18 protein-coding genes and 1 tRNA gene are annotated in these 25,208 nt (G+C 68.6%); 13 read left to right on the top strand and 6 right to left on the bottom strand.

Annotation, left to right across the window (positions count from 1 at the left end; all coding sequences use genetic code 11):
* Positions 1-118 precede the first annotated feature (118 nt).
* On the bottom strand, positions 119-1,345 hold the full coding sequence (locus AAFF41_RS28080) for a pyridoxal phosphate-dependent aminotransferase (protein ID WP_343324804.1): 1,227 nt from the start codon (positions 1,343-1,345) through the stop codon (positions 119-121).
* A 247-nt stretch (positions 1,346-1,592) separates the two neighbouring features.
* Between AAFF41_RS28080 and AAFF41_RS28085 the strand changes: the two genes are divergently transcribed.
* From AAFF41_RS28085 to AAFF41_RS28135, 11 genes are all read left to right on the top strand, one after another.
* A tRNA-Trp gene (locus AAFF41_RS28085) sits at positions 1,593-1,665 on the top strand.
* Positions 1,666-1,772: 107 nt separating this feature from the next.
* Positions 1,773-2,054: a preprotein translocase subunit SecE gene (gene secE, locus AAFF41_RS28090; protein WP_060901504.1), complete on the top strand. Its 282-nt coding sequence runs from the start codon at positions 1,773-1,775 to the stop codon at positions 2,052-2,054.
* Positions 2,055-2,131: 77 nt separating this feature from the next.
* Positions 2,132-3,007: a transcription termination/antitermination protein NusG gene (gene nusG, locus AAFF41_RS28095; RefSeq protein ID WP_319750119.1), complete on the top strand. Its 876-nt coding sequence runs from the start codon at positions 2,132-2,134 to the stop codon at positions 3,005-3,007.
* A gap of 168 nt (positions 3,008-3,175) precedes the next feature.
* Positions 3,176-3,610 carry a 50S ribosomal protein L11 gene (rplK, locus tag AAFF41_RS28100; protein WP_030359033.1) on the top strand — a complete coding sequence of 145 codons (435 nt, stop codon included), beginning with the start codon at positions 3,176-3,178 and terminating at the stop codon, positions 3,608-3,610.
* A gap of 94 nt (positions 3,611-3,704) precedes the next feature.
* Positions 3,705-4,430 carry a 50S ribosomal protein L1 gene (gene rplA / locus AAFF41_RS28105; RefSeq protein WP_060901502.1) on the top strand — a complete coding sequence of 242 codons (726 nt, stop codon included), beginning with the start codon at positions 3,705-3,707 and terminating at the stop codon, positions 4,428-4,430.
* Positions 4,431-4,584: 154 nt separating this feature from the next.
* Positions 4,585-5,520 (top strand): SCO4651 family lipoprotein, encoded by a 936-nt coding sequence (locus AAFF41_RS28110; RefSeq protein ID WP_319750120.1) that lies wholly within the window; start codon positions 4,585-4,587, stop codon positions 5,518-5,520.
* A 149-nt stretch (positions 5,521-5,669) separates the two neighbouring features.
* On the top strand, positions 5,670-6,521 hold the full coding sequence (locus AAFF41_RS28115; RefSeq protein ID WP_319750121.1) for an SCO4651 family lipoprotein: 852 nt from the start codon (positions 5,670-5,672) through the stop codon (positions 6,519-6,521).
* A 360-nt stretch (positions 6,522-6,881) separates the two neighbouring features.
* Positions 6,882-7,412 (top strand): 50S ribosomal protein L10, encoded by a 531-nt coding sequence (rplJ, locus tag AAFF41_RS28120; RefSeq protein ID WP_060901499.1) that lies wholly within the window; start codon positions 6,882-6,884, stop codon positions 7,410-7,412.
* Positions 7,413-7,537: 125 nt separating this feature from the next.
* Positions 7,538-7,921 carry a 50S ribosomal protein L7/L12 gene (rplL, locus tag AAFF41_RS28125; protein WP_343324805.1) on the top strand — a complete coding sequence of 128 codons (384 nt, stop codon included), beginning with the start codon at positions 7,538-7,540 and terminating at the stop codon, positions 7,919-7,921.
* A gap of 638 nt (positions 7,922-8,559) precedes the next feature.
* The gene (rpoB, locus tag AAFF41_RS28130) at positions 8,560-12,045 is read left to right on the top strand and encodes a DNA-directed RNA polymerase subunit beta (RefSeq protein WP_060901497.1); all 3,486 of its coding nucleotides are present in this window, start codon (positions 8,560-8,562) and stop codon (positions 12,043-12,045) included.
* Between the two features lie 113 nt (positions 12,046-12,158).
* Positions 12,159-16,058 carry a DNA-directed RNA polymerase subunit beta' gene (locus tag AAFF41_RS28135; protein WP_060901496.1) on the top strand — a complete coding sequence of 1,300 codons (3,900 nt, stop codon included), beginning with the start codon at positions 12,159-12,161 and terminating at the stop codon, positions 16,056-16,058.
* A gap of 88 nt (positions 16,059-16,146) precedes the next feature.
* Here AAFF41_RS28135 and AAFF41_RS28140 read toward each other — a convergent pair whose 3' ends face one another.
* From AAFF41_RS28140 to AAFF41_RS28165, 5 genes are all read right to left on the bottom strand, one after another.
* A complete protein-coding gene (locus AAFF41_RS28140; protein ID WP_343324806.1) occupies positions 16,147-17,655 on the bottom strand; it encodes a M48 family metalloprotease in 1,509 nt (502 codons plus the stop codon).
* A gap of 25 nt (positions 17,656-17,680) precedes the next feature.
* A complete protein-coding gene (locus AAFF41_RS28145; RefSeq protein ID WP_319750124.1) occupies positions 17,681-18,184 on the bottom strand; it encodes a Pycsar system effector family protein in 504 nt (167 codons plus the stop codon).
* Complete coding sequence (locus AAFF41_RS28150) at positions 18,181-19,548, bottom strand: PE-PGRS family protein (protein WP_343324807.1); 1,368 nt, start codon at positions 19,546-19,548, stop codon at positions 18,181-18,183. Before AAFF41_RS28150 ends, AAFF41_RS28145 begins: the two co-directional genes overlap by 4 nt.
* Before the next feature lie 24 nt (positions 19,549-19,572).
* On the bottom strand, positions 19,573-21,729 hold the full coding sequence (locus AAFF41_RS28155) for a hypothetical protein (RefSeq protein WP_319750127.1): 2,157 nt from the start codon (positions 21,727-21,729) through the stop codon (positions 19,573-19,575).
* Between the two features lie 1,321 nt (positions 21,730-23,050).
* Positions 23,051-23,707 (bottom strand): Crp/Fnr family transcriptional regulator, encoded by a 657-nt coding sequence (locus AAFF41_RS28165; RefSeq protein WP_319750128.1) that lies wholly within the window; start codon positions 23,705-23,707, stop codon positions 23,051-23,053.
* A 621-nt stretch (positions 23,708-24,328) separates the two neighbouring features.
* On the opposite strand from AAFF41_RS28165, the gene rpsL reads away from it, so the two are divergent.
* Both rpsL and rpsG read left to right on the top strand, forming a co-directional pair.
* On the top strand, positions 24,329-24,700 hold the full coding sequence (rpsL, locus tag AAFF41_RS28170) for a 30S ribosomal protein S12 (protein WP_003948652.1): 372 nt from the start codon (positions 24,329-24,331) through the stop codon (positions 24,698-24,700).
* Positions 24,701-24,702: 2 nt separating this feature from the next.
* Positions 24,703-25,173, top strand: coding sequence for a 30S ribosomal protein S7 (gene rpsG, locus AAFF41_RS28175; protein ID WP_003992340.1), 471 nt, complete (start codon positions 24,703-24,705; stop codon positions 25,171-25,173).
* The last annotated feature ends 35 nt before the right edge of the window (positions 25,174-25,208 follow it).

A 25,208-nucleotide genomic window follows, 5' to 3' on the forward strand; every position in this document is an offset into this window, starting at 1 on the left:
TGCCGTACGTTCCCGCCGTGTCGGTAGCGCTTTCCTCGTTAGTGGTCTTGCTCGCACGAAGAAGCGGGCCGTCTCCCCCGGGGAAACGGCCCGCACACACGCGTGGAGCGCGAAAACGTCAGTCCCGTGCCTCGGCCAGGAGCTTCTGGATCCGGCTGACGCCCTCGACGAGATCCTCGTCACCCAGGGCGTACGACAGGCGCAGGTACCCCGGGGTGCCGAAGGCCTCACCCGGGACGACCGCGACCTCGGCCTCCTCCAGGATGAGCGCGGCCAGCTCGACCGTGTCCTTGGGGCGCTTGCCGCGGATCTCCTTGCCGACGAGGGCCTTGACCGAGGGGTACGCGTAGAAGGCGCCCTCGGGCTCGGGGCAGAGCACGCCGTCGATCTCGTTGAGCATCCGCACGATGGTCTTGCGGCGGCGGTCGAAGGCCTCGCGCATCTCGGCGACGGCCGTCAGATCGCCGGAGACGGCGGCGAGGGCGGCGACCTGGGCGACGTTGGACACGTTCGAGGTGGCGTGCGACTGGAGGTTGGTCGCGGCCTTGACGACGTCCTTCGGGCCGATGACCCAGCCCACGCGCCAGCCCGTCATGGCGTACGTCTTCGCGACGCCGTTCACGACGATGCACTTGTCGGCGAGCTCGGGGACGACCACCGGGAGGGAGTGGAATTCCGCGTCCCCGTAGACCAGGTGCTCGTAGATCTCGTCCGTCAGGACCCACAGGCCCTTCTCGGCGGCCCAGCGGCCGATCTCCTCGATCTGCTCGCGGCTGTAGACCGCGCCCGTCGGGTTGGACGGGGAGACGAAGAGCAGCACCTTGGTGTTCTCGGTGCGGGCGGCCTCCAGCTGCTCGACCGAGACGCGGTAGCCGGTGGTCTCGTCGGCGACGACCTCGACCGGGACACCGCCGGCGAGACGGATCGACTCCGGGTACGTCGTCCAGTAGGGCGCCGGGACGATGACCTCGTCGCCCGGGTCGAGGATCGCGGCGAAGGCCTCGTAGATGGCCTGCTTGCCACCGTTGGTGACCAGGACCTGGACGGCCTCCACCTCGTAGCCGGAGTCGCGCAGGGTCTTCGCGGCGATCGCGGCCTTCAGCTCGGGGAGCCCGCCGGCCGGCGTGTAGCGGTGGTACTTAGGGTTGGAGCAGGCCTCGATGGCGGCCTGGACGATGTAGTCCGGGGTCGGGAAGTCGGGCTCACCGGCGCCGAAGCCGATCACCGGACGCCCGGCGGCCTTGAGTGCCTTGGCCTTGGCGTCCACGGCGAGGGTGGCGGACTCGGAGATCGCGCCGACTCGGGCGGAGACCCGGCGCTCGGTGGGAGGGGTTGCAGGGCTCATGGCACCCATCGTTTCAGACTGGAAACTTCCCCGGCACGCGGGTTTCACGGACTGAACAACAAGAGAACAACCGTCCGGATCCGGATCCCTCACCGGTCGATCTTCGGCGGACAAAGCCCGTACGGACACTTTCTGTTCGACGACCGGCCCCGGACCACGTACACTCTCACCTCGTTGGCCTTCACCGGCCGCACTCATCCGATGCACACCGAGCATCCGGGTGCATGCGGTACGTTGGGGGAAACAAAGGGTCGTAGCTCAATTGGTAGAGCACTGGTCTCCAAAACCAGCGGTTGGGGGTTCAAGTCCCTCCGGCCCTGCTACACACACCTTCGCCAGGATGTGTGCGCATGTACGTACCGCAATGCACCGCCGTGCGGCTCAACCGGGCGCGGCACGGCCACGACCCGGAATCAGGTGAGGACGAGTGACGGACGCCGTGGGCTCCATCGACATGCCTGATGCCGAGGCGCCCGAGTCTCAGAAGAAGGCCCGCAAGGGCGGTAAGCGTGCCAAGAAGGGCCCGCTGAAGCGCCTTGCCACTTTCTACCGCCAGATCATCGCGGAGCTCCGCAAGGTCGTCTGGCCGACTCGCAATCAGCTGACGACGTACACCACAGTGGTGATTGTCTTCGTCGTCATCATGATTGGCCTGGTGACCGTGATTGACTATGGGCTCAACCACGCCGCCAAGTACGTCTTCGGCTGAGCCGAGAGCGAAGGGCGCCGTCACCGGCGCCCCTTTCGCGCGTTCCACCCCCATGTATCCAGGAAGAAGCAGCCACCGTGTCTGACCCGAACCTGAACGATGCCAGCGAGTCGGTCGAGTCCGTTGACGACGAGCTCGACATCGTCGAGGGCGCGGACGTCGTGGACGAGTTCGAGGCTGCCGATGCCGCCGCCGGCGAGCCCGCCGAGGAAGCGGCCCTGCACGTCGAGGACGAGTCCGGTGAGGACGTCGAGGACGAGGACGTTCCCGACGAGGCCCTCGCCGTAGACGCCGAGGAAGGCGACGAGGAAGAGGCCGAGGAAGAGGCCGAACCCGTCGACCCCGTCACCGCCCTGCGCGAGGAGCTGCGCACGCTCCCCGGCGAGTGGTACGTCATCCACACCTACGCCGGTTACGAGAACCGCGTGAAGACCAACCTCGAGCAGCGCGCCGTCTCGCTGAACGTCGAGGACTTCATCTTCCAGGCCGAGGTGCCGCAGGAAGAGGTCGCGCAGATCAAGAACGGCGAGCGCAAGACGATCAAGCAGAACAAGCTCCCGGGCTACGTCCTGGTCCGCATGGACCTGACGAACGAGTCCTGGGGTGTCGTCCGCAACACTCCCGGTGTCACCGGCTTCGTGGGCAACGCCTACGACCCGTACCCGCTGACGCTGGACGAGATCGTCAAGATGCTCGCCCCGGAGGCCGAGGAGAAGGCCGCCCGTGAGGCCGCCGAGGCCGAGGGCAAGCCCGCTCCGCAGCGCAAGCTCGAGGTCCAGGTGCTGGACTTCGAGGTCGGCGACTCGGTCACCGTCACGGACGGCCCGTTCGCCACGCTGCAGGCGACCATCAACGAGATCAACGCCGACTCCAAGAAGGTCAAGGGCCTGGTGGAGATCTTCGGTCGCGAGACCCCGGTCGAGCTCTCGTTCGACCAGATCCAGAAGAACTAGCAGCTTCTGGACGTACGTCTTCCGAACAGGTCAGACGGGCTCACGCAGCCCGTCTGACCTGCTCGGTTTTTGGCCGCGCATGGATACCCGTTATCGTTGTGCGGTATGCCTCCATCCGGATGAACCGGACGGAAGCTGAAAACTCTCACTAGGACCCGGAGAGAGCACATGCCTCCCAAGAAGAAGAAGGTCACGGGGCTTATCAAGCTCCAGATCCAGGCCGGCGCGGCCAACCCGGCTCCGCCGGTCGGCCCGGCGCTGGGCCAGCACGGCGTCAACATCATGGAGTTCTGCAAGGCCTACAACGCCGCGACCGAGTCGCAGCGCGGTTGGGTCATCCCGGTGGAGATCACGGTCTACGAAGACCGCTCCTTCACCTTCATCACCAAGACTCCGCCGGCCGCCAAGATGATCCTCAAGGCCGCGGGTGTCGAGAAGGGCTCCGGCGAGCCGCACAAGACCAAGGTCGCCAAGATCACCCAGGCGCAGGTCCGCGAGATCGCCACCACGAAGATGCCCGACCTCAACGCCAACGACCTGGACGCCGCGTCGAAGATCATCGCCGGCACCGCCCGTTCCATGGGCATCACGGTCGAGGGCTGACACCCACCTTCGCAGGAACCATGCGGCGCGAGCCGCACGTGGCAGGGCCTGCTCGGTCCGTACCACGACTCCTCAGAACACATCAGGAGCAGTAGTGAGCAAGCGCAGCAAGTCTCTCCGCGCTGCGGACGCCAAGATCGACCGGGAGAAGCTCTACGCCCCGCTCGAGGCCGTCCGTCTCGCCAAGGAGACCTCCACGAGCAAGTTCGACGGCACCGTCGAGGTCGCCTTCCGCCTGGGTGTAGACCCGCGCAAGGCCGACCAGATGGTCCGCGGCACCGTGAACCTCCCGCACGGCACCGGTAAGACCGCCCGGGTCCTGGTCTTCGCGACCGGTGACCGTGCCGAGGCCGCACTCGCCGCGGGCGCCGACATCGTCGGCTCCGACGAGCTCATCGACGAGGTGTCGAAGGGCCGTCTGGACTTCGACGCCGTCGTCGCCACCCCGGACCTCATGGGCAAGGTCGGCCGACTGGGCCGTGTCCTCGGCCCGCGTGGTCTGATGCCGAACCCGAAGACCGGCACCGTGACCCCGGACGTGGCCAAGGCCGTGACCGAGATCAAGGGCGGCAAGATCGAGTTCCGCGTCGACAAGCACTCGAACCTGCACTTCATCATCGGCAAGACCTCCTTCGACGAGGCCAAGCTGGTGGAGAACTACGGCGCCGCGCTGGACGAGATCCTTCGTCTGAAGCCGTCCGCCGCCAAGGGTCGCTACATCAAGAAGGCCGCGATCAGCACCACGATCGGCCCCGGCGTTCCGGTCGACCCGAACCGCACCCGCAACCTCCTCGTCGAGGAGGACCCGGCCGCCGTCTGAGCCTTCCGCTCACCACGGTGACCGCGTCGCATACGCGTTCTTGGCACGGGCCCCGCAACCTTTCGAGGTGCGGGGCCCGTCCCCATTCCTGGATACGTGTGTCAGTGGGCTGCGTTAGCGTGCAGCTCTCAGGATTCGCATAGGGGTGGGACGAATGAAGAGCACGTGCGTGCGCCGAGTGACCCTTTCGATCGCGCTGATGAGCGCGCTGGCGGGGGTGGCCGCCTGTTCGTCGGGCTCCTCCGGAGGCTCCGGCAAGGACGACAAGGCGGCCCAGGGCACGACTCACGTCAGCCCCATAGCGGCCCTGCAGTCGGCCGAGAAGTCCACCGACGGCGCCGACTCCGCCAGGATCGAGTCCACGACGAGCCTGGGCACGCTGATGTCCATGAAGTCGGGCGGCTCCATGAGCTGGGGCAGCGGCCTCACCGGTGACATGACGATCACGTACACCGGCGGCACGATGGCCGAGGCGATGCGCAAGACGGGCAGCACCTCCATGCAGGCCCGCTATCTGTCGGACGCCTACTACGCCAAGATGGGCGAGGCGTTCGCCGGGCAGACGGGCGGCAAGCACTGGATCAAGTACGCGTACGACGACCTCGCGAAGATCGCGGGCGGCTCCGGCGCGTTCCTGAAGGACCAGATGCAGAACAGCTCGCCGAACCAGTCGGTGAAGCTCCTGCTGGCCTCCGGCGATGTGAAGAAGGTCGGCGACGAGACGGTCCGCGGCGAGAAGACCACGCACTACGCGGGCACGGTGAACGTGACGGACCTCGCGGCCAAGAGCTCCCACCTCACGGCGAGCCAACTCGCCGACCTCAAGAAGCAGTTCACCCAGGCCGGCATCACGACGGAGGACGTCGACATCTGGGTCAACGGCAAGGACCTGCTGGTCAAGGCGGTCTCCAAGGGCGAGTTGTCGAGCGGCACGATGTCCTCCACGACGTACTACAGCGACTACGGAGTGAAGGTCGGCGCCGTGGCGCCCCCGGCGGGGGACACGACCGATTTCAAGGACCTGCTGAAGACACAGGGCCTGACGCCGGGCAGCGGCGACACTTCGAGCGGGTCGGGCACCACGAGCTGAGGCTCCGGGTGCCCGGAGGCCCAGGTACCAAGAAACGCAAGTACCAAGAAACTCAAAAGAATTCATGAGACCGCTGGAACCTCCCTGGGCTACGCTGCCGCCGTCTGTGTATCGCTCATGTGTTCCCTGGGGGGATCCTGATGTTTTCTGTGCGTGACTCCGTACGTCACGGAGCGGCGGGGGCCGCGCTCGCGGCCCTGGTCCTCGCAGGGGGCGCCGTCGCCTGCGCGAAGGGCGACGAGTCGCCGAAGATGACGCCCGCGGCGGCCGTGGCCAAGGCGGCGAAGAACAGCGAGGCCATCACCTCGCTCAGCTACCGGATGACCGGCAAGGTCCCGGAGACGGGCCGCGTCGAGGCCCAGGCGTCGATGAGCATGAAGCCGCTGGCCATGAGCATGAAGATGACCGCTCTCGACCAGGGCGCCGACGGCAAGATGGAGATCCGGGTCGTCGACGGGGCGATGTACCTGGGCGGGGGCGCGGCCACCGCCAAGGAGATGGACGGCAAGAGCTGGATGAAGTTCGACATCTCCGGGATGGCCAAGGGAGCCGACGGCTCGGCGGGCATCGACGCGAGCAAGCTCTCCGACCAGGCCGACCAGGACCCGTCCCAGGCGTCCACGTACCTGACCGGTTCCAAGGACGTGAAGAAGGTCGGCACCGAGAAGATCGACGGCGTGCAGACCACCCACTACAACGGCACGGTCACCCTCGACGACCTCCGCGCCGAGCTCAAGAAGAAGGACAAGGCGACGCGGGACAAGCGCGAGAAGAGCCTGAAGCAGTACGAGGAGCTGGGCGCCGACAAGCTCACCATGGACATGTGGGTCGGGCCGGACGACCACACCAAGCAGGTCCGGGTGCGCGCCGCCTCCGACAAGGGCCCGCTCGACATGACCATGGTCTTCCTCGACTACAACAAGCCGGTGACGGTGAAGGCCCCGCCCGCCAAGGACACCGTCGACCTCGCGCAGCTGATGAAGGACGCCCAGAAGGGCTGATCCGGCACCGAACCGTCGCTGGGCCGAGGCGCCGTGGGGTGCTGGGCCGAGGCGCCGTCGAGTGCCGGGACGAGGCGCTGTCGAGCGGATTTGCTTGACAGCGACCCCGTCACGTACTGTTCCCCAGAAGCCAAAGACCGCTGGTCGTTGCCTTGTGCTCGCAAGAGGGCAGGGCGGCCGAAGGATCCGCTGAAACTGCGGACGACCCGCGTAGGTGACCGTGGATGTGCTCCCGGAGTTCGCTTGCCCAGCTTGCGGACCTACCGGTCGAGCTACGCCCCGTGCGCCTGCGCCGGGGCGTTTCGTTTTGTCCAGCCCCTTCTGAGCGGTCCTCATCACCCGGAAGGAGGCCGACGCTCTATGGCAAGGCCCGACAAGGCTGCCGCGGTAGCCGAGCTCGCGGACCAGTTCCGCAGCTCGAACGCCGCCGTGCTGACCGAGTACCGGGGTCTCACCGTGGCGCAGCTCAAGACGCTGCGTCGTTCGCTCGGTGAAGACGCCCAGTACGCCGTGGTGAAGAACACGCTGACCAAGATTGCGGCCAACGAGGCCGGGATCTCCACGCTCGACGACCTGTTCAACGGTCCGACGGCGGTCGCGTTCATCACCGGTGACCCGGTGGTGTCCGCGAAGGGTCTTCGTGACTTCGCCAAGGACAACCCCAACCTCGTCATCAAGGGCGGTGTCCTTGACGGCAAGGCGCTGTCCGCCGACGAGATCAAGAAGCTTGCGGACCTCGAGTCCCGCGAGGTTCTGCTCGCCAAGCTGGCGGGTGCCTTCAAGGGCAAGCAGACTCAGGCTGCCCAGCTCTTCCAGGCGCTCCCCTCGAAGCTCGTCCGCACCGTGGACGCTCTTCGTGCCAAGCAGGCCGAGCAGGGCGGTGCCGAGTAATTCGGCTCGCGCATTGACCGCCGCCTGAGCAGTTCCGCCCAGGCAGTGGTCGCAGCGGGCCGAAAGTACGCCCGCCTCACATGTACATCCCGGCACCAGCCGAATAAGTGGAAGGATCGCCCATCATGGCGAAGCTCAGCCAGGAAGACCTGCTCACGCAGTTCGAGGACATGACCCTCATCGAGCTCTCCGAGTTCGTGAAGGCGTTCGAGGAGAAGTTCGACGTCACCGCCGCCGCCGCGGTCGCCGTCGCCGGTCCGGCCGGCCCCGCCGCCGCTGCCGAGGCCGTCGAGGAGCAGGACGAGTTCGACGTCATCCTCACGGGTGCCGGCGACAAGAAGATCCAGGTCATCAAGGTCGTGCGTGAGCTGACCTCCCTGGGTCTGAAGGAGGCCAAGGACCTCGTGGACGGCGCCCCGAAGCCCGTTCTCGAGAAGGTCGCCAAGGAGGCCGCCGAGAAGGCTGCCGAGTCCCTCAAGGGCGCCGGCGCCTCCGTCGAGGTCAAGTAGTCCCACGGGCCCGCTGCGGGCCCCTCGCGAGCCGATACAGGACTTCTCGTAGGCCTGTAACGCTGACGCACTGAGGAGCGATCACCCAACTGGGTGGTCGCTCTTCGGCGTTCCCGGGGGTCCGGTGGCGGCTGCCTTGCACTGTCGGTGGCGACGAGTATGGTGATCTTCGTTGTGCCTCCGGCCGAGCCCGTGACGGGCTGCAAGACGGGCTGCAAGACAGGTTGCACGTGACGATCGCGGCACTTGCTTAGGGCATGGGGGGCCTTGACGAACCGCACGCAGCGCGCAATTCTCAGGACGCGTCGTCACAACGATCCGGATCCGAGGCATGGATCGGTGACGAAGAGGGCAGTATCGATGTGCATTGAGGGCGTGGCTTGTCGCAGGTGTTGAGAACAACGATGGTCTCAAAAAACCGGGACTGGACATCAGTGGGCCTAGTGGCTACACTGACCCTTTGCGCTGCCTGTTAGCTGCCTCCTGCCCGTCACCAGGGGCATGCCCTCGCGTGAGCACCGATGACTAGATCATCCCTGACCTGGCCTTTTGGCTGAATCGGGAACGGACTGTCTCTGTGCCCACAGTGGGGGGCCGGTACGCGCGTAGTGAGTCCGAGCCCTCGGAAGGACCCCCTCTTGGCCGCCTCGCGCACTGCCTCGACCGCGAATACGAACAACGGCGCCAGCACCGCCCCGCTGCGCATCTCCTTTGCAAAGATCAAGGAGCCCCTCGAGGTTCCGAACCTTCTTGCGCTGCAAACCGAGAGCTTCGACTGGCTGCTCGGCAACGACGCGTGGAAGGCTCGTGTCGAGGCGGCTCTGGACAACGGACAGGACGTCCCCACGAAGTCCGGTCTGGAGGAGATCTTCGAGGAGATCTCCCCGATCGAGGACTTCTCCGGGTCGATGTCCCTGACGTTCCGGGACCACCGCTTCGAGCCTCCGAAGAATTCCATCGACGAGTGCAAGGACCGCGACTTCACGTACGCGGCCCCGCTCTTCGTCACCGCCGAGTTCACCAACAACGAGACCGGCGAGATCAAGTCCCAGACGGTCTTCATGGGCGACTTCCCGCTCATGACCAACAAGGGCACCTTCGTCATCAACGGCACCGAGCGTGTCGTGGTGTCGCAGCTCGTCCGCTCGCCGGGCGTCTACTTCGACTCCTCCATCGACAAGACGTCCGACAAGGACATCTTCTCCGCGAAGGTCATCCCGTCCCGGGGTGCCTGGCTGGAGATGGAGATCGACAAGCGCGACATGGTCGGTGTCCGCATCGACCGCAAGCGCAAGCAGTCCGTCACCGTTCTCCTGAAGGCTCTCGGTTGGACGACCGAGCAGATCCTCGAGGAGTTCGGCGAGTACGAGTCCATGCGCGCCACCCTGGAGAAGGACCACACCCAGGGCCAGGACGACGCGCTGCTCGACATCTACCGCAAGCTGCGTCCGGGCGAGCCCCCGACCCGCGAGGCCGCGCAGACGCTTCTTGAGAACCTCTACTTCAACCCGAAGCGCTACGACCTCGCGAAGGTCGGCCGTTACAAGGTCAACAAGAAGCTGGGCGGCGAGGCCCCGCTGGACGCCGGCATCCTGACCGTCGAGGACATCATCTCGACGATCAAGTACCTGGTGAAGCTGCACGCCGGTGAGACCGAGACCGTCGGTGACAACGGCACGCAGATCGTCGTCGAGACGGACGACATCGACCACTTCGGCAACCGTCGTCTGCGCAACGTCGGCGAGCTCATCCAGAACCAGGTCCGCACGGGTCTGGCTCGTATGGAGCGCGTCGTCCGCGAGCGCATGACGACCCAGGACGTCGAGGCGATCACGCCGCAGACCCTGATCAACATCCGGCCGGTCGTCGCCTCCATCAAGGAGTTCTTCGGCACCAGCCAGCTGTCGCAGTTCATGGACCAGAACAACCCGCTGTCGGGTCTCACCCACAAGCGCCGTCTGTCGGCTCTTGGCCCGGGTGGTCTCTCCCGTGAGCGGGCCGGCTTCGAGGTCCGTGACGTGCACCCCTCGCACTACGGCCGCATGTGCCCGATCGAGACCCCTGAAGGCCCGAACATCGGTCTGATCGGCTCGCTCGCCTCCTACGGCCGGGTCAACGCGTTCGGTTTCGTCGAGACGCCTTACCGCAAGGTCACCGGCGGTGTCGTCACCGACGAGGTCGACTACCTCACGGCCGACGAAGAGGACCGATTCGTCATCGCGCAGGCCAACGCGCCGCTGACGGACGAGCTCCGCTTCGAGGAGTCCCGCGTCCTGGTCCGCCGTCGTGGCGGAGAGGTCGACTACGTCCCCGGTGAGGACGTCGACTACATGGACGTCTCGCCGCGCCAGATGGTGTCGGTCGCGACCGCCATGATCCCGTTCCTCGAGCACGACGACGCCAACCGTGCCCTCATGGGCGCGAACATGATGCGTCAGGCCGTTCCGCTCATCAAGTCCGAGGCGCCGCTGGTCGGCACCGGCATGGAGTACCGCTGCGCGGTCGACGCCGGTGACGTACTGAAGTCGGAGAAGGACGGTGTGGTCCAGGAGGTCTCCGCGGACTACGTCACCACCGCCAACGACGACGGCACGTACACCACGTACCGCCTGCACAAGTTCTCCCGCTCGAACCAGGGCACCTCCGTCAACCAGAAGGTTGTCGTGGACGAGGGCGCCCGGGTCGTCGCCGGTCAGGTTCTGGCCGACGGCCCGGCGACCGAGAACGGCGAGATGGCGCTCGGCAAGAACCTGCTCGTGGCGTTCATGCCGTGGGAGGGTCACAACTACGAGGACGCGATCATCCTGTCGCAGCGCCTCGTGCAGGACGACGTCCTCTCCTCGATCCACATCGAGGAGCACGAGGTCGACGCCCGTGACACCAAGCTCGGCCCCGAGGAGATCACCCGGGACATCCCGAACGTCTCCGAGGAGGTCCTCGCCGACCTCGACGAGCGCGGCATCATCCGCATCGGTGCCGAGGTCGTCGCCGGCGACATCCTGGTCGGCAAGGTCACGCCCAAGGGTGAGACCGAGCTGACCCCGGAGGAGCGTCTGCTCCGCGCGATCTTCGGTGAGAAGGCGCGCGAGGTGCGCGACACCTCGCTGAAGGTGCCGCACGGCGAGATCGGCAAGGTCATCGGCGTCCGCGTCTTCGACCGTGAAGAGGGCGACGAGCTGCCGCCGGGCGTGAACCAGCTGGTTCGTGTCTACGTGGCGCAGAAGCGCAAGATCACGGACGGTGACAAGCTCGCCGGCCGCCACGGCAACAAGGGTGTCATCTCGAAGATCCTGCCGATCGAGGACATGCCGTTCCTGGAGGACGGCACCCCGGTCGACATCATCCTCAACCCGCTCGGTGTCCCGTCCCGAATGAACCCGGGACAGGTTCTGGAGATCCACCTCGGCTGGCTCGCCAGCCGCGGCTGGGACGTCTCCGGTCTCGCCGACGACTGGGCGCAGCGCCTGCAGGCCATCGAGGCCGACGTGGTCGCCCCGGGCACCAACGTCGCCACTCCCGTCTTCGACGGTGCGCGTGAGGACGAGCTGGCCGGTCTGCTGAACCACACGATCCCGAACCGCGACGGCGAGCGCATGGTGCTTCCGTCCGGCAAGGCGCCGCTGTTCGACGGCCGCTCCGGCGAGCCGTTCCCGGAGCCGATCTCGGTCGGCTACATGTACATCCTCAAGCTCCACCACCTGGTCGACGACAAGCTCCACGCCCGCTCGACCGGTCCGTACTCGATGATCACCCAGCAGCCGCTGGGTGGTAAGGCCCAGTTCGGTGGCCAGCGCTTCGGTGAGATGGAGGTGTGGGCGCTGGAGGCATACGGCGCCGCTTACGCCCTCCAGGAGCTGCTGACCATCAAGTCCGACGACGTGACCGGCCGCGTGAAGGTCTACGAGGCCATCGTCAAGGGCGAGAACATTCCTGAGCCCGGCATCCCCGAGTCCTTCAAGGTGCTCATCAAGGAGATGCAGTCTCTCTGCCTCAACGTGGAGGTGCTGTCCAGCGACGGTATGTCCATCGAAATGCGTGACACCGACGAGGACGTCTTCCGCGCGGCGGAGGAGCTCGGCATCGACCTGTCCCGGCGCGAGCCGAGCAGCGTCGAAGAGGTCTGACGGGAGTTCGGCGGGCCTTTGAACGCCCTTGGAAAAGGTGCAGAAGGCCCGCCGGCCCCAGGACCCCCGTTTCAGACCCCAAGACTTACAACCCTGAGAGGGATTGACGCATAGTGCTCGACGTCAACTTCTTCGATGAGCTCCGGATCGGTCTGGCCACCGCTGACGACATCCGTCAGTGGAGCCACGGCGAGGTCAAGAAGCCCGAGACCATCAACTACCGCACCCTCAAGCCCGAAAAGGACGGACTCTTCTGCGAGAAGATCTTCGGTCCGACCCGGGACTGGGAGTGCTACTGCGGTAAGTACAAGCGTGTCCGCTTCAAGGGCATCATCTGTGAGCGCTGCGGCGTCGAGGTCACTCGCGCCAAGGTGCGTCGTGAGCGGATGGGCCACATCGAGCTGGCCGCTCCCGTCACCCACATCTGGTACTTCAAGGGCGTTCCGTCGCGTCTGGGCTACCTGCTCGACCTCGCCCCGAAGGACCTCGAGAAGGTCATCTACTTCGCGGCGTACATGATCACGTTCGTCGACGAGGAGCGCCGCACCCGCGACCTGCCCTCGCTGGAGGCGCACGTCTCCGTCGAGCGTCAGCAGATCGAGAACCGTCGCGACGCCGACCTCGAGGCCCGCGCCAAGAAGCTCGAGACCGACCTGGCCGAGCTCGAGGCCGAGGGTGCCAAGGCCGACGTGCGCCGCAAGGTGCGCGAAGGTGCCGAGCGTGAGATGAAGCAGCTGCGTGACCGTTCGCAGCGCGAGATCGACCGTCTCGACGAGGTGTGGACCCGCTTCAAGAACCTGAAGGTCCAGGACCTTGAGGGTGACGAGCTCCTCTACCGCGAGCTGCGTGACCGCTTCGGCACGTACTTCGACGGTTCGATGGGTGCCGCGGCGCTGCAGAAGCGCCTGGAGTCCTTCGACCTCGACGAGGAGGCCGAGCGCCTCCGCGAGATCATCCGCACCGGCAAGGGCCAGAAGAAGACCCGTGCGCTCAAGCGCCTCAAGGTCGTCTCCGCGTTCCTGCAGACCAGCAACAGCCCCAAGGGCATGGTGCTCGACTGCGTGCCGGTCATCCCGCCGGACCTGCGTCCGATGGTGCAGCTGGACGGTGGCCGCTTCGCGACCTCCGACCTGAACGACCTGTACCGCCGCGTGATCAACCGCAACAACCGTCTGAAGCGACTCCTTGACCTCGGTGCCCCCGAGATCATCGTGAACAACGAGAAGCGCATGCTTCAGGAGGCCGTCGACGCGCTCTTCGACAACGGCCGTCGTGGTCGCCCCGTCACGGGCCCCGGCAACCGTCCGCTGAAGTCCCTCAGCGACATGCTGAAGGGCAAGCAGGGTCGATTCCGTCAGAACCTGCTCGGCAAGCGTGTGGACTACTCCGCGCGTTCCGTGATCGTCGTCGGTCCGCAGCTGAAGCTGCACCAGTGTGGTCTGCCCAAGGCCATGGCGCTGGAGCTCTTCAAGCCGTTCGTGATGAAGCGCCTGGTCGACCTGAACCACGCGCAGAACATCAAGAGCGCCAAGCGGATGGTCGAGCGCGGCCGCACGGTCGTGTACGACGTCCTGGAAGAGGTCATCGCGGAGCACCCGGTTCTGCTGAACCGTGCGCCCACGCTGCACCGCCTCGGCATCCAGGCCTTCGAGCCGCAGCTGGTCGAGGGCAAGGCCATCCAGATCCACCCGCTCGTCTGCACCGCGTTCAACGCGGACTTCGACGGTGACCAGATGGCCGTCCACCTGCCGCTCTCCGCGGAGGCGCAGGCCGAGGCCCGCATCCTGATGCTGTCCTCGAACAACATCCTCAAGCCCGCCGACGGCCGTCCGGTGACGATGCCGACCCAGGACATGGTCCTCGGTCTGTTCTTCCTCACCACCGACGGCGAACTCCGCGACGTCAAGGGCGAGGGCCGCGCGTTCGGCTCCACGGCCGAGGCGACGATGGCGTTCGACGCCGGGGAGCTCGCGCTCCAGTCGGCCGTCGACATCCGCTTCCCGGTGGGCACCATCCCGCCCCGCGGCTGGACCCCGCCGGCGCAGGAGGAGGGCGAGCCCGAGTGGCAGCAGGGTGACACCTTCCGCCTCCGTACGACCCTGGGCCGTGCGCTCTTCAACGAGCTGCTGCCCGAGGACTACCCGTTCGTCGACTACTCGGTGGGCAAGAAGCAGCTCTCCGAGATCGTCAACGACCTGGCCGAGCGCTACCCCAAGGTCATCGTGGCGGCGACGCTCGACAACCTGAAGGCGGCGGGCTTCTACTGGGCGACCCGTTCCGGCGTCACCGTGGCCATCTCCGACGTCGTCGTTCCCGAGGCGAAGAAGGAGATCGTCAAGGGCTACGAGGCGCAGGACGAGAAGGTCCAGAAGCAGTACGAGCGCGGTCTGATCACCAAGGAAGAGCGCACTCAGGAGCTCATCGCGATCTGGACCAAGGCGACCAACGAGGTCGCCGAGGCGATGAACGCGAACTTCCCGAAGACGAACCCCATCTTCATGATGGTCGACTCGGGTGCCCGAGGAAACATGATGCAGATGCGTCAGATCGCCGGTATGCGCGGTCTGGTGTCGAACGCCAAGAACGAGACGATCCCGCGTCCGATCAAGGCCTCCTTCCGTGAGGGCCTGTCGGTGCTGGAGTACTTCATCTCGACGCACGGTGCTCGTAAGGGTCTGGCGGACACGGCTCTGCGTACCGCCGACTCGGGTTACCTCACCCGTCGTCTGGTCGACGTCTCCCAGGACGTCATCATCCGCGAGGAGGACTGCGGCACCGACCGTGGCCTCAAGCTGCACATCGCGGAGCGCGGCGCGGACGGTGTCCTGCGCAAGGCGGAGAACGTCGAGACCAGCGTGTACGCACGTGCGCTGGCCGAGGACATCACCGTCGACGGCAGGGTGCTGGCCCCGGCCAACACCGACCTCGGCGACGTCCTCATCGACGAGCTGGTCAAGCACGGCATCGAGGAGGTCAAGACCCGCTCGGTCCTGACCTGCGAGTCCGCCGTCGGCACCTGCGCCATGTGCTACGGCCGTTCGCTGGCCACCGGCAAGCTGGTCGACATCGGTGAGGCGGTCGGCATCATCGCCGCCCAGTCCATCGGTGAGCCCGGTACCCAGCTGACGATGCGTACCTTCCACACCGGTGGTGTGGCCGGTGACGACATCACCCAGGGTCTGCCCCGTGTCGTCGAGCTCTTCGAGGCTCGTACGCCCAAGGGTGTCGCCCCGATCTCCGAGGCCTCCGGCCGCGTGCGGATCGAGGAGACCGAGAAGACCAAGAAGCTCGTGGTCACCCCGGACGACGGCAGCGACGAGACGGCGTTCCCGATCTCGAAGCGCGCCCGGCTCCTGGTCTCCGAGGGCGAGCACGTCGAGGTGGGCCAGAAGCTCACCGTGGGTGCCACCAACCCGCACGACGTGCTGCGCATCCTGGGTCAGCGTGCCGTCCAGGTCCACCTGGTCGGCGAGGTCCAGAAGGTCTACAACTCGCAGGGTGTGTCGATCCACGACAAGCACATCGAGATCATCATCCGGCAGATGCTGCGCCGTGTGACGATCATCGAGTCGGGCGACGCGGAGCTGCTGCCCGGCGAGCTGGTCGAGCGCTCGAAGTTCGAGACCGAGAACCGTCGTGTGGTCCAGGAAGGCGGCCACCCGGCCTCCGGCCGTCCGCAGCTGATGGGTATCACCAAGGCCTCGCTGGCGACCGAGTCGTGGCTGTCGGCGGCGTCCTTCCAGGAGACGACCAGGGTTCTGACGGACGCGGCGATCAACGCCAAGTCCGACTCCCTGATCGGCCTCAAGGAGAACGTCATCATCGGTAAGCTCATCCCGGCCGGTACGGGTCTGTCCCGTTACCGCAACATCCGGGTCGAGCCGACCGAGGAGGCCAAGGCCGCGATGTACTCGGCCGTCGGCTACGACGACATCGACTACTCGCCGTTCGGCACCGGCTCCGGCCAGGCCGTCCCGCTGGAGGACTACGACTACGGTCCGTACAACCAGTAAGGCGTACGTCTGAAGTACTGAAGGGCGGCCACTCCGTTTCGTACGGGGTGGCCGCCCTTCGGCGTTGTCCGGTGCCGGTCGTCCGTGGTCAGCGGCCGAGCCGGAGGTAGGGCTCCAGGGCCTGGAGCCGGGTGTAGTTGTCCGGGTGGGTGGTCAGCAGCTTGGCCAGGCCGCCCGGTTCCTTGAGCTGCCTGCCCTGCGCCGCGGCCTGCGCCTTCACGGCGTCCTCCTGGGCCTGGAAGTGGTAGAGGACCTGCGCCAGGTGGGGCGCGAAGCCGAGGTCCGCCGCCTGCCGGTCGGCACGCAGCTCGCCCTGGCGACCCACGTAGGCGAGCAGATAGGGGGCGGCGACGAGCGGCACGGTGATGTACCAGGCGGCGACGAACCCGCCGATCACGAATATCCCGATGAAGAGGTAGACCATCCCGGTCGCGGCGAGCGAGAAGACGCTCGCGACCCGGATCGCGATCCTGGCGATGCCCCGCATGAAGGCCCAGGCGATCCGGCCGGGCAGCGAGTACCAGTGGCCGAGCAGGCCCGTCCAGGCGTGGCCGCCGGTGTGGTGGCCGAGTTCATGGGCGAGTACGGCGGCGAGGTTGCTGCTGGGGATCTCGTTCAGCGCGTACGTCGTGACGCCGACGACATGGCCGGCGGCCGCCACGGCGTTCAGGTCCGTGCTGTTCTCCACCATCAGCTCGTACGTGTGTGCCTCGATGCCCGCCCGGGCGGTGACCTCGCGCCAGATCGGCTCCAGACGGGCCCGCTCCTCGGCGAGCGGCGCTCTGAGCTTCATCACGTGCCGGGCGAAGGCCAGCTCGGTGGGCCGGTGGAAGACGAGCGCCCCGGAAGTCAGCCAGGCGAGGATGACCAGCCAGCCCATGGCCGTGCCGAGGATTCCCACGGCGAACGAGGCGACCACGGCGAGGCTCACGAGGAAGCCCGGCACCTGGACCGCCAGCTGCCCGATCGCGGTGGCGTCGGCACCGCGCTGGTGCGCGGCCACGTGGATGCGGGAGCCCGCGTGACGGTAGTCGAGGTCGTCGGGTGCGGGGGCCTCCGGCGGTGCCGCGGGTGCGGGGGCGGCCGGGGGCGTCCGCGGTGGGAGGTACGGCGGTGCGGTGGCGGTGGGCTGCGGGCCGCTCGGGTACGTGGGCGTGACCCCCGGGTGGGCGGGCGGCGCCGCGGGGTACGAGGGTGCGGCCCCGGCCCCGGGGTACGCGGCCCCGGCTCCGGGGTACGCGGCCCCGGCTCCGGGGTACTGGGGTGCGCCGCCCGGATAGGACGGGGGCGCGGGGGTCTCCGGGTACGGGGGCGGAGCGGCGGATCCGGGGTACGGGGGCGGGGAAGCGGCGGATCCGGGGTACGGGGGCGGGGGAGCGGCGGATCCGGGGTACGGGGGCGGGGGAGCGGCGGATCCGGGGTACGGGGGCGGGGGAGCGGCGGATCCGGGGTACGAGGGCGGGGAAGCGGCGGACCCGGGATAGGGGGGCGCGGGAGCGGCGGATCCGGGGTACGGGGGCGCGGGCGTGCCCGGGTACGGGGGGTCCGGGTAGACGGGGCCGGGCTCCGGGGCGGCCGGGTCTGGTGGATAGGACAAGATGGGGCCCTTCAGGATGGGGACGTCAGCCGATGAGCAGCCCGGCGGGAAGCAGCACCGTGCCCGCGCAGAAGGCGATCAGGCCGGTGCGGATCCACTGGTGCTTGCGAGCGGCGATGCGGCTGGTCTCGGTGAGCGCCGCGGTGAGACCGGCGGCGGGATCGCGGTCGGTGTCGGCGAGAGCGGTCGCCAACTGACCTTCGCGTACGGCTTGTTGGATGTCGCCGAAGAAACAGAGGGGCCGGCCCGGGACCCATGAACTGGCGCGGTACCGGGGGAGCACCGCGAGCAGCAGCGCGAACAGGGCGAAAGCGAGGGCCAGGGCGCCGGTCCACCAGACGGCCGTACCGGGTGCGGAGAGCGAGCTCGGTGACCAGTTCCGCCCGGCCAGCAGCCCGCTGAACACCCCCGCCGTCATCCCGAGCGCCGCCACGAGCACGGACGCCTTGCTGTCGGCCCGGGCGATCTCGCCCCGCAGCTCCTCCAGCAGCCGTTCGGCGGTTCCGGTGCCGGGAGCGGTGGTGGTCACTCCGGGCTCGTCTCGGAGGACTCCGGTGCCGGAGGCGAGGGCGGACAGGCGGACGGCGCGGGCGGAATGACGGGCGTGGGAGCCACGGCCGGAGGCGGCGGCGCCTGGTCGTACGGGTTCCCGGCGGCGGGCGCGGCCGGGTGCTCGGCCTGGTACGGCCCAGGCGGCACGCTTCCGGGCGCGGGCGGGACGTACGGCTGGTGGGACACGGGCGGCCCCGGCGGGGCGTAGGGGGCGCCCGGTACGCCTCCGGGGGCCGGAGCGCCGCCATGGGGCTGTGCGGCGGCCCCGTACGGCGGTGAGGGGTTGTACGGCTGCGGCTGCGAGGGGTCGTACGGCCGTGAGGGGTCGTACGGCTGCTGCGGTACGCCCCCGGGCGGCGACGCCGGTCGGCCGGGAACCGGGGGCTGTGGCGGGGCCTCCTGGCGGCTGTTGAGTTCCTTGACGACGCGCAGGGTGGAGCGGGCCGACTCGGCCTTCTGGTAGTCCTCCAGGGTGTCTCCGGCGATCAGCTCCAGCTGGCTCTCGATCACGGAGAGCTGGTCCTTCTGGAGGGCGTTGATGACCATCCGGGTGTCCTCGGGGTGCGCGGCGAGGTGGAAGGCCCACTGGGCGACGCCCCCGTGCTGCAGGTGGTGCTGGTAAAAGGCGATCTTCTGGGCCATCAATTCCTGGGACTGGTACTGGCGCAGCACCTCCAGCTCGTGCACCTGCTGGGCCTGGCGCAGCCGGTACTCGTGCTCGGGGTCGAGCATGTCGGCCTCGTAGCGCAGCGCCCGTTTGCGCCGTCTGTGCGCGATCGCGTCGTCGTCCAGGCGCAGCCGCACCGCGCACGTGACCGCGAGCCCGATGCCGTCGGCGAAGACGCCGCTCCCGACCGCGTACTGGACCTCGGCCTCGGCGTCCCGGCTGTCCTCGATGGAGAACCGCCGGCTGACCGGTCGCGCCAGCTGGTGGAGTTCACGGGCGAGCCGCGTGGGCACGTCGCGTTCGCCGCCGGCCACGTACGCGATCGGGTCCGAGACGCGCCAGGTCAGATCGGCGGTGGCGCCGAACGAGAACGCGTCGTCGTCGCTGGGCAGTTCGAGTTCCAGCTGGACCGGATGGCTGCCCATGTCGACCTCGTAGACCGAAGTGTAGCGGCGGGTCGCGGCGTCTGTGCGGCTGGGCCGGTGCGGGGGCATGTACGCGTCGTAGCCGCCGCCCGCGGTGGCGAACACCAGCGCGTGGTCGATCGCGGAGACCGGCCGCCGGGCCGTGTAGTCGAAACGGGAGATCGGCCGCACGGTGAGCACCGGGTCGATCAGCATGGTGTGCCGGTCGGCCTGTTGCTGCCACTCCGGCGGGCGGCGGAATTCCGCCATGGGTCAACTCCTCGTAACTCTGTGTCAGGCTGTCGGGACGGGGGGACGCAGTGCGGCGAGCAGGCGGTCGGCGAGGGGCGGGCGCGGGTCGCCGTCCCGGCCGCGCAGGGTCCGCAGTTCGTGGCTGAGGCGTTTGTGGTCGTCCGCCGTGACGACCAGTGCGGGCAGCAGCAGCTCCAGGGCCTGGGCCGCGTCCGGGCGGCGCTCGGCCACGTACACCCAGGTGTGCAGGGCGTTCAGGGCGCCCCGAGTGTGGGCGCGGTCGCCGAGGGCGGTGCGCCAGAGGGTGGCGAGGTCGCGGGCCGAGTCCGCCTGGTACATGCCGTCGCCGGCGTACCACTCGACGAGCGCGCCCTCCTCGGCGTTGTCGCACGCCAGTACGAAGGCGCCCAGTGCCAGCGCGCGGACCGCGGGGGTGTCGTGGTGGAGCAGCCGCACCAGCTCGGAGAGCATCTCGCCGCGCCTGAGGCCCACCGAGAGCAGCAGGGCCGTGGACTCGATCAGGTTGGCCGCCTCGGCCGGGCTGCTGTTGTCGGCACGGGCCAGGGTCGCCAGGGCGCTCAGGGCCGGGGCCACCAGGTCCGGGCGCAACGGCGCGAGCAGTCCGAAGGCGCGGATCGCGGTCCAGCGGCGGGCCGGGTGGGCGTCCGTGCACCACTGGGTGAGCAGGCGCAGGACGACGGGCGCGTCGAGGAGCTGGGCGAGTGTGAGGGTGTTCGCGGCGGTGACACGGGGGCCGAACGTCTTGGACACCGCCCAGCCGTCGATCAGCAGCGCGACCGCGGAGGGCAGGTCGGCGAGCGCGAGCATGGCGGTGGCCGCGGCGGCCCGGGTCCGTACGACGGGACGCCCGTCGCGGGCCAGTTCTCGCAGCCAGGCGATCAGCGCGGGCCGGGCCGAGGGATGTCCCGTCCACACCTCGGTGAGCAGGGCGCGGGGGGTGTTCTCCTTCCGGAAGAACGCGGTGAACTGCGGCACCGGGCCCCATTCGGTCGCCTCGTCGCGCACTTCCCCCTCGGCGCGGGCCCGCGCGAGCCGGGTCTCGGCGGCGAGCCCGAACACCGGGATCTCCGGCGGCTCCTCGGGGTGCTGCAAGCGCTGGAAGTGCACGAACAGCTTGTCCGCGAGCTCGGCGGCGAGGACGTACGGCGCCCGGTCGAAGACGGCGAGCGAGATGAGGAAGGCCTTGTCGCGCAGCGTGGACTCGGGGTCGCTCAGCCACTCCCGGCACTGCTGCTCCACGGCCGCCTGCCCGAACTCCGCGAGCCGGGCCGCGGCCGCCTCGCCGCCGTCGTAACCCGCCACCTCCTTCGCGAACTCGGCCGCCTCGGCGGGCTGATGGTGCCCCCGAGCGAGGAAGTCCCGCACCGGGGCGAGGGCGAGAAGGCCGTCCGTGTCCCGCGCGCGGTGCCTGCTCACATACGCGCGGACGACGGCCGACGCCTCCGGCGGCTGCCAGACGGAGGCGGTGGCGCCCAGCAGGAAGGGCGAGTTCTCGACCGTCACCACCAGATACCCGTCGACCTTCTTGAGCTGGTCGCGGGCCGCGTGGAGATGGATGTCGCGCAGCGGCCGGTTGCGGCTCAGCGGCAGATCGCGCAGGACGTGCCCGCCGGGCGCGGTGAGCGGGGCGCTCAGGGTCGCCGGGCTCGTCTCCGGCGAGAGGGCGTGCACGGCGGGCACGCCCAGCCGGTGCAGGAGCATCAGCGCGGCGGCGTGGCGGCCGGTGGCGTGGGCGCCGGCGAGGACGAGGACGCGTTCTTCGCGGAGCCGGTCCAGGGCGGCGGCGAAGGCGGGGCTCTCGACGAAGACGGCGTCCAGGTCTTCGAGGTGGCGCCGCGGGATCTCTCCGGAGGCGTACGTCGCCGAAGCCGCCGAGCCGTGGTGGTGGATCTCCGTCTTGCCGCCCATGAACACGTCACCGGCGACCTCGCCGCCGGACACGCCGTGCTGGGCGCCGCCGACCAGACTCCCGCCGAAGGACGCGGCCGAGCCGAGGATGAACCCCGGGGTGTGCGCGAAGAGCTCGCGCTGTGCCGCGCGCGCCTCCTGCGTCCGTTCCTGTTCCCCCTCTCCCTCCCCCTCTGCGTCCTGGCGCCGGATGTCCGGTTCGGGGGCCGGGTGTACGTCCTTCGGGGGTACGTCGTCGGGGCCCGGCGCCGTGGGTGCAGGCACCGTCACGCCGACTCACCCCCGGACCCGCCGAGGTGGACGTCTCCGGTGACCTGGCCGCCCGACACGCCGTGCTGGTCGCCGCCGACGAGGCTGCCGCCGAAGGTGGGGGCGCCTCCGTCGAAGTGGAAGACGGCGCCCGCGGGAGGGGCGGAGGGCCGGGCCGCGCGGGCCTCGGGGGCCTGGGACCCGGGCGCCTGGGCCCCAGGCTGGTCCCGCCTCGGTGCCGGACGCTCCCCGAGCTGGCGCCCGGCACCGAGGTTCCCCCCTTCTCACTGTGGTCGTCGCCGGCCCCCGGAACCGGGCCGTGCAGCCAGGCGCGCAGCGGGCCGTTCTTGCTGTCCACGGTCACCGGGTGGAAGTCCTCGGCGGGGATGCCCGCGTGACCGTGCCGCACGATCCCCGTGTGCACGCTCTCCGAGACGCACAGGGCGAAGTCGTCCCTCCGCTCCCGCAGGGCCGTGCGCAGCAGCTGGGCGTCGAGCAGGCGGCAGGCGTGGTTGAGGTCGGAGCCGACCCAGCCGTCGTGCTCGTCCACGGCGACGTAGCCCGTGGCGACGACGCCGCGCAGCCGGATCTGCGCCGAGCTGGACGCCATCCGGTTGACCGCGTGCAGCTGGGTGGGGACTTCGGTGAGCAGGGCGCGCAGCAGTGCGGTGACGGAGGCGTTGGCGTCGATCAGCTCCATCACGGAGTCGCCCCGGTCGGCGCGCAGACGCAGGCGTTCGTCGATGCCGGCGCGCTCCAGGGTGCGGTCGGCGACGTCGTACAGCATGCGCCGCAGGTACGCCTGCTCGATGTCGTCCCGGTCGCTGTACTTCTCGATGTCGAGCAACAGGATCGTGCGGCTCACGGGGTCGGTCATGGTCGCCTTTCGCAGGTGGTGCGGCAGTGGCAGAAGAGTGGCGGGCGGGGTTGTGGTGGCGTGAGGGCGGATGACGCAGTCGGAGTGTGACGGCGTACACAGAACGCCCGGTCCCTCGCCCCCGCCGCCCCTACCCGTCCCATCCCCAGGGGCTCCGCCCCTTCGACCCCGCCAGGGGCGCTGTGCCCCTGGACCCCCGCATCGGCCTGTACGGCCTCGTCCTCACACGCCGGACGGGCTGAAAACGCGGGCCGGGGTGGGAGGGGGCGACCTTCGGCTTCGTGCTCGACCGGCGGGTGGGCCTGGAGGTGAGGGGTGGGGTGGGTGACGTACGGCCTCCGACCTCGAACGCCGGACGCCTCGAGGCTTTTGGGGGCGCGGGGAACTGCGCGACCGACCCCCACCGGCCGGCAGCGATCCACCGGTCCCGGCCCCGCCAAAGCCACCACCCCCACCGAACCCACGTCACCCCCGCGCGATCCGCCGCAGCACATCCGGCCGCACGATCACCAGCGCCCGGCGCCCCGTCATCACGACCCCCCGTTCCCGCAGGTCCTTCAGCAGGCGTTGGACCATCTCGCGGGAGGCCCCCACCGACCCGGCGAGTTCCTGTTTGCTCAGGGGTACGGAGAGTTCGATGCCCTGGTCGGTGCGCCGCCCATGGGTGCGGGCGAGGTCCAGCAGCAGGATCGCGAAGCGCTCCCGCACGCTGAGGGAGGCGAATTCCAGGCGGCGCCGATCGGCCGCCCGGGTGCGATCGGAGGCGAGGCCGAGGAGGGCGAAGGAGACGGCGGGGGAGCGGGCGAGGAACTCGGTGAACCGGCCGCGCTCGACCGCGACCGTACGGACCGGCTCCAGGGCCGTCACGGTGGCCGACCTAGGGCGCCCGGTGAGCGCCGCGGACTCCCCGATGATGTCGCCGGGGCCGCGCAGCGCGAGCAGCGCCTCGTAGCCGTTGGAGGCGGCCGCGGTCACCTTCGTCCAGCCGTGCGTGACGAACAGGACGTGCGAGGACGGCTCACTCTGGTGCAGGAGCACCGTCCGGGGCGCGTACGAGAGCTCGTGCCCGAGATCGAGCAGCGCCGAGCGGTCCTCGCTCTCCAGCCGGGCCAGGAACGGCACCCGGTCGTCGAGCCCCCCGTCGCCGGGTAAGCCCGACGAATCCCACGAACCGGATAAGTCCGACGAGCCCGATGACCCGGATGCCCCGGATGAGTCCGGTGCGTGTGCTGCCGTCATGGTCCCCCCGATCGCCGCAGCCGACCGATCAAGGTACTGAAGGGCATGCGGCGATGGACAGAGATTGCGCGGTACCGTCGGGGATCGGAAACTTTTGGGGACGAGCGCCCAGGGAATGCGCTAAAGCCGGTCCGCGACCACCCCCGGTGCCGCCCCGCAACGGCTCCGCGACCGCCCCGTCACCGCCCCACGACCGCCCGTCCCCGACTCGCGTCCGACCTGCGGCAGCACCGCGCTGACGTGGCAAGAAGTCCGGCGTGTCGCCCTGGACAGCATTTGTTTTGACCGAAGTCCTTGAGGTAGGTACGCTCAGACCTTGTGCCTGGGGTGTGCCCTGGCTCGCGTGCGTGCCTTCAAACCGCAAGGCGAGCCGTAACCGGCCACCGTAATCTGCGCCCTTTTCGCCTCGCGGCGGGAGTCTGCAGCATTCGACACACCCGACCGCGTGGGTCGGAGATGTTCCAGGTTAGCTTCACCATTCGGCACACAGAAACCGGAGAAGTAGTGCCTACGATCCAGCAGCTGGTCCGGAAGGGCCGGCAGGACAAGGTCGAGAAGAACAAGACGCCCGCACTCGAGGGTTCGCCCCAGCGTCGCGGCGTCTGCACGCGTGTGTTCACGACCACCCCGAAGAAGCCGAACTCGGCCCTGCGTAAGGTCGCGCGTGTGCGTCTGACCAGCGGGATCGAGGTCACCGCTTACATTCCGGGTGAGGGACACAACCTGCAGGAGCACTCCATCGTGCTCGTGCGCGGCGGCCGTGTGAAGGACCTGCCGGGTGTTCGCTACAAGATCATCCGTGGCTCGCTCGACACCCAGGGTGTCAAGAACCGCAAGCAGGCCCGCAGCCGCTACGGCGCCAAGAAGGAGAAGTAGAAATGCCTCGTAAGGGCCCCGCCCCGAAGCGCCCGGTCATCATCGACCCGGTCTACGGTTCCCCTCTGGTGACCTCCCTCATCAACAAGGTGCTGCTGAACGGCAAGCGCTCCACCGCCGAGCGCATCGTCTACGGCGCCATGGAGGGTCTGCGTGAGAAGACGGGCAACGACCCGATCATCACGCTGAAGCGCGCGCTGGAGAACATCAAGCCGACCCTCGAGGTCAAGTCCCGCCGTGTCGGTGGTGCGACGTACCAGGTTCCGATCGAGGTCAAGCCCGGTCGTGCCAACACGCTCGCGCTGCGCTGGCTCGTCGGTTACTCCCGCGCCCGTCGCGAGAAGACCATGACCGAGCGTCTGCTCAACGAGCTTCTCGACGCCTCCAACGGCCTTGGTGCCGCTGTGAAGAAGCGCGAGGACACCCACAAGATGGCCGAGTCCAACAAGGCCTTCGCGCACTACCGCTGGTAGTCGCTACCCCCATCGAGACCGAGAGAAGACCGAAG

It is taken from the genome of Streptomyces mirabilis (genome assembly GCF_039503195.1).
GTDB lineage: Bacteria > Actinomycetota > Actinomycetes > Streptomycetales > Streptomycetaceae > Streptomyces > Streptomyces mirabilis_D.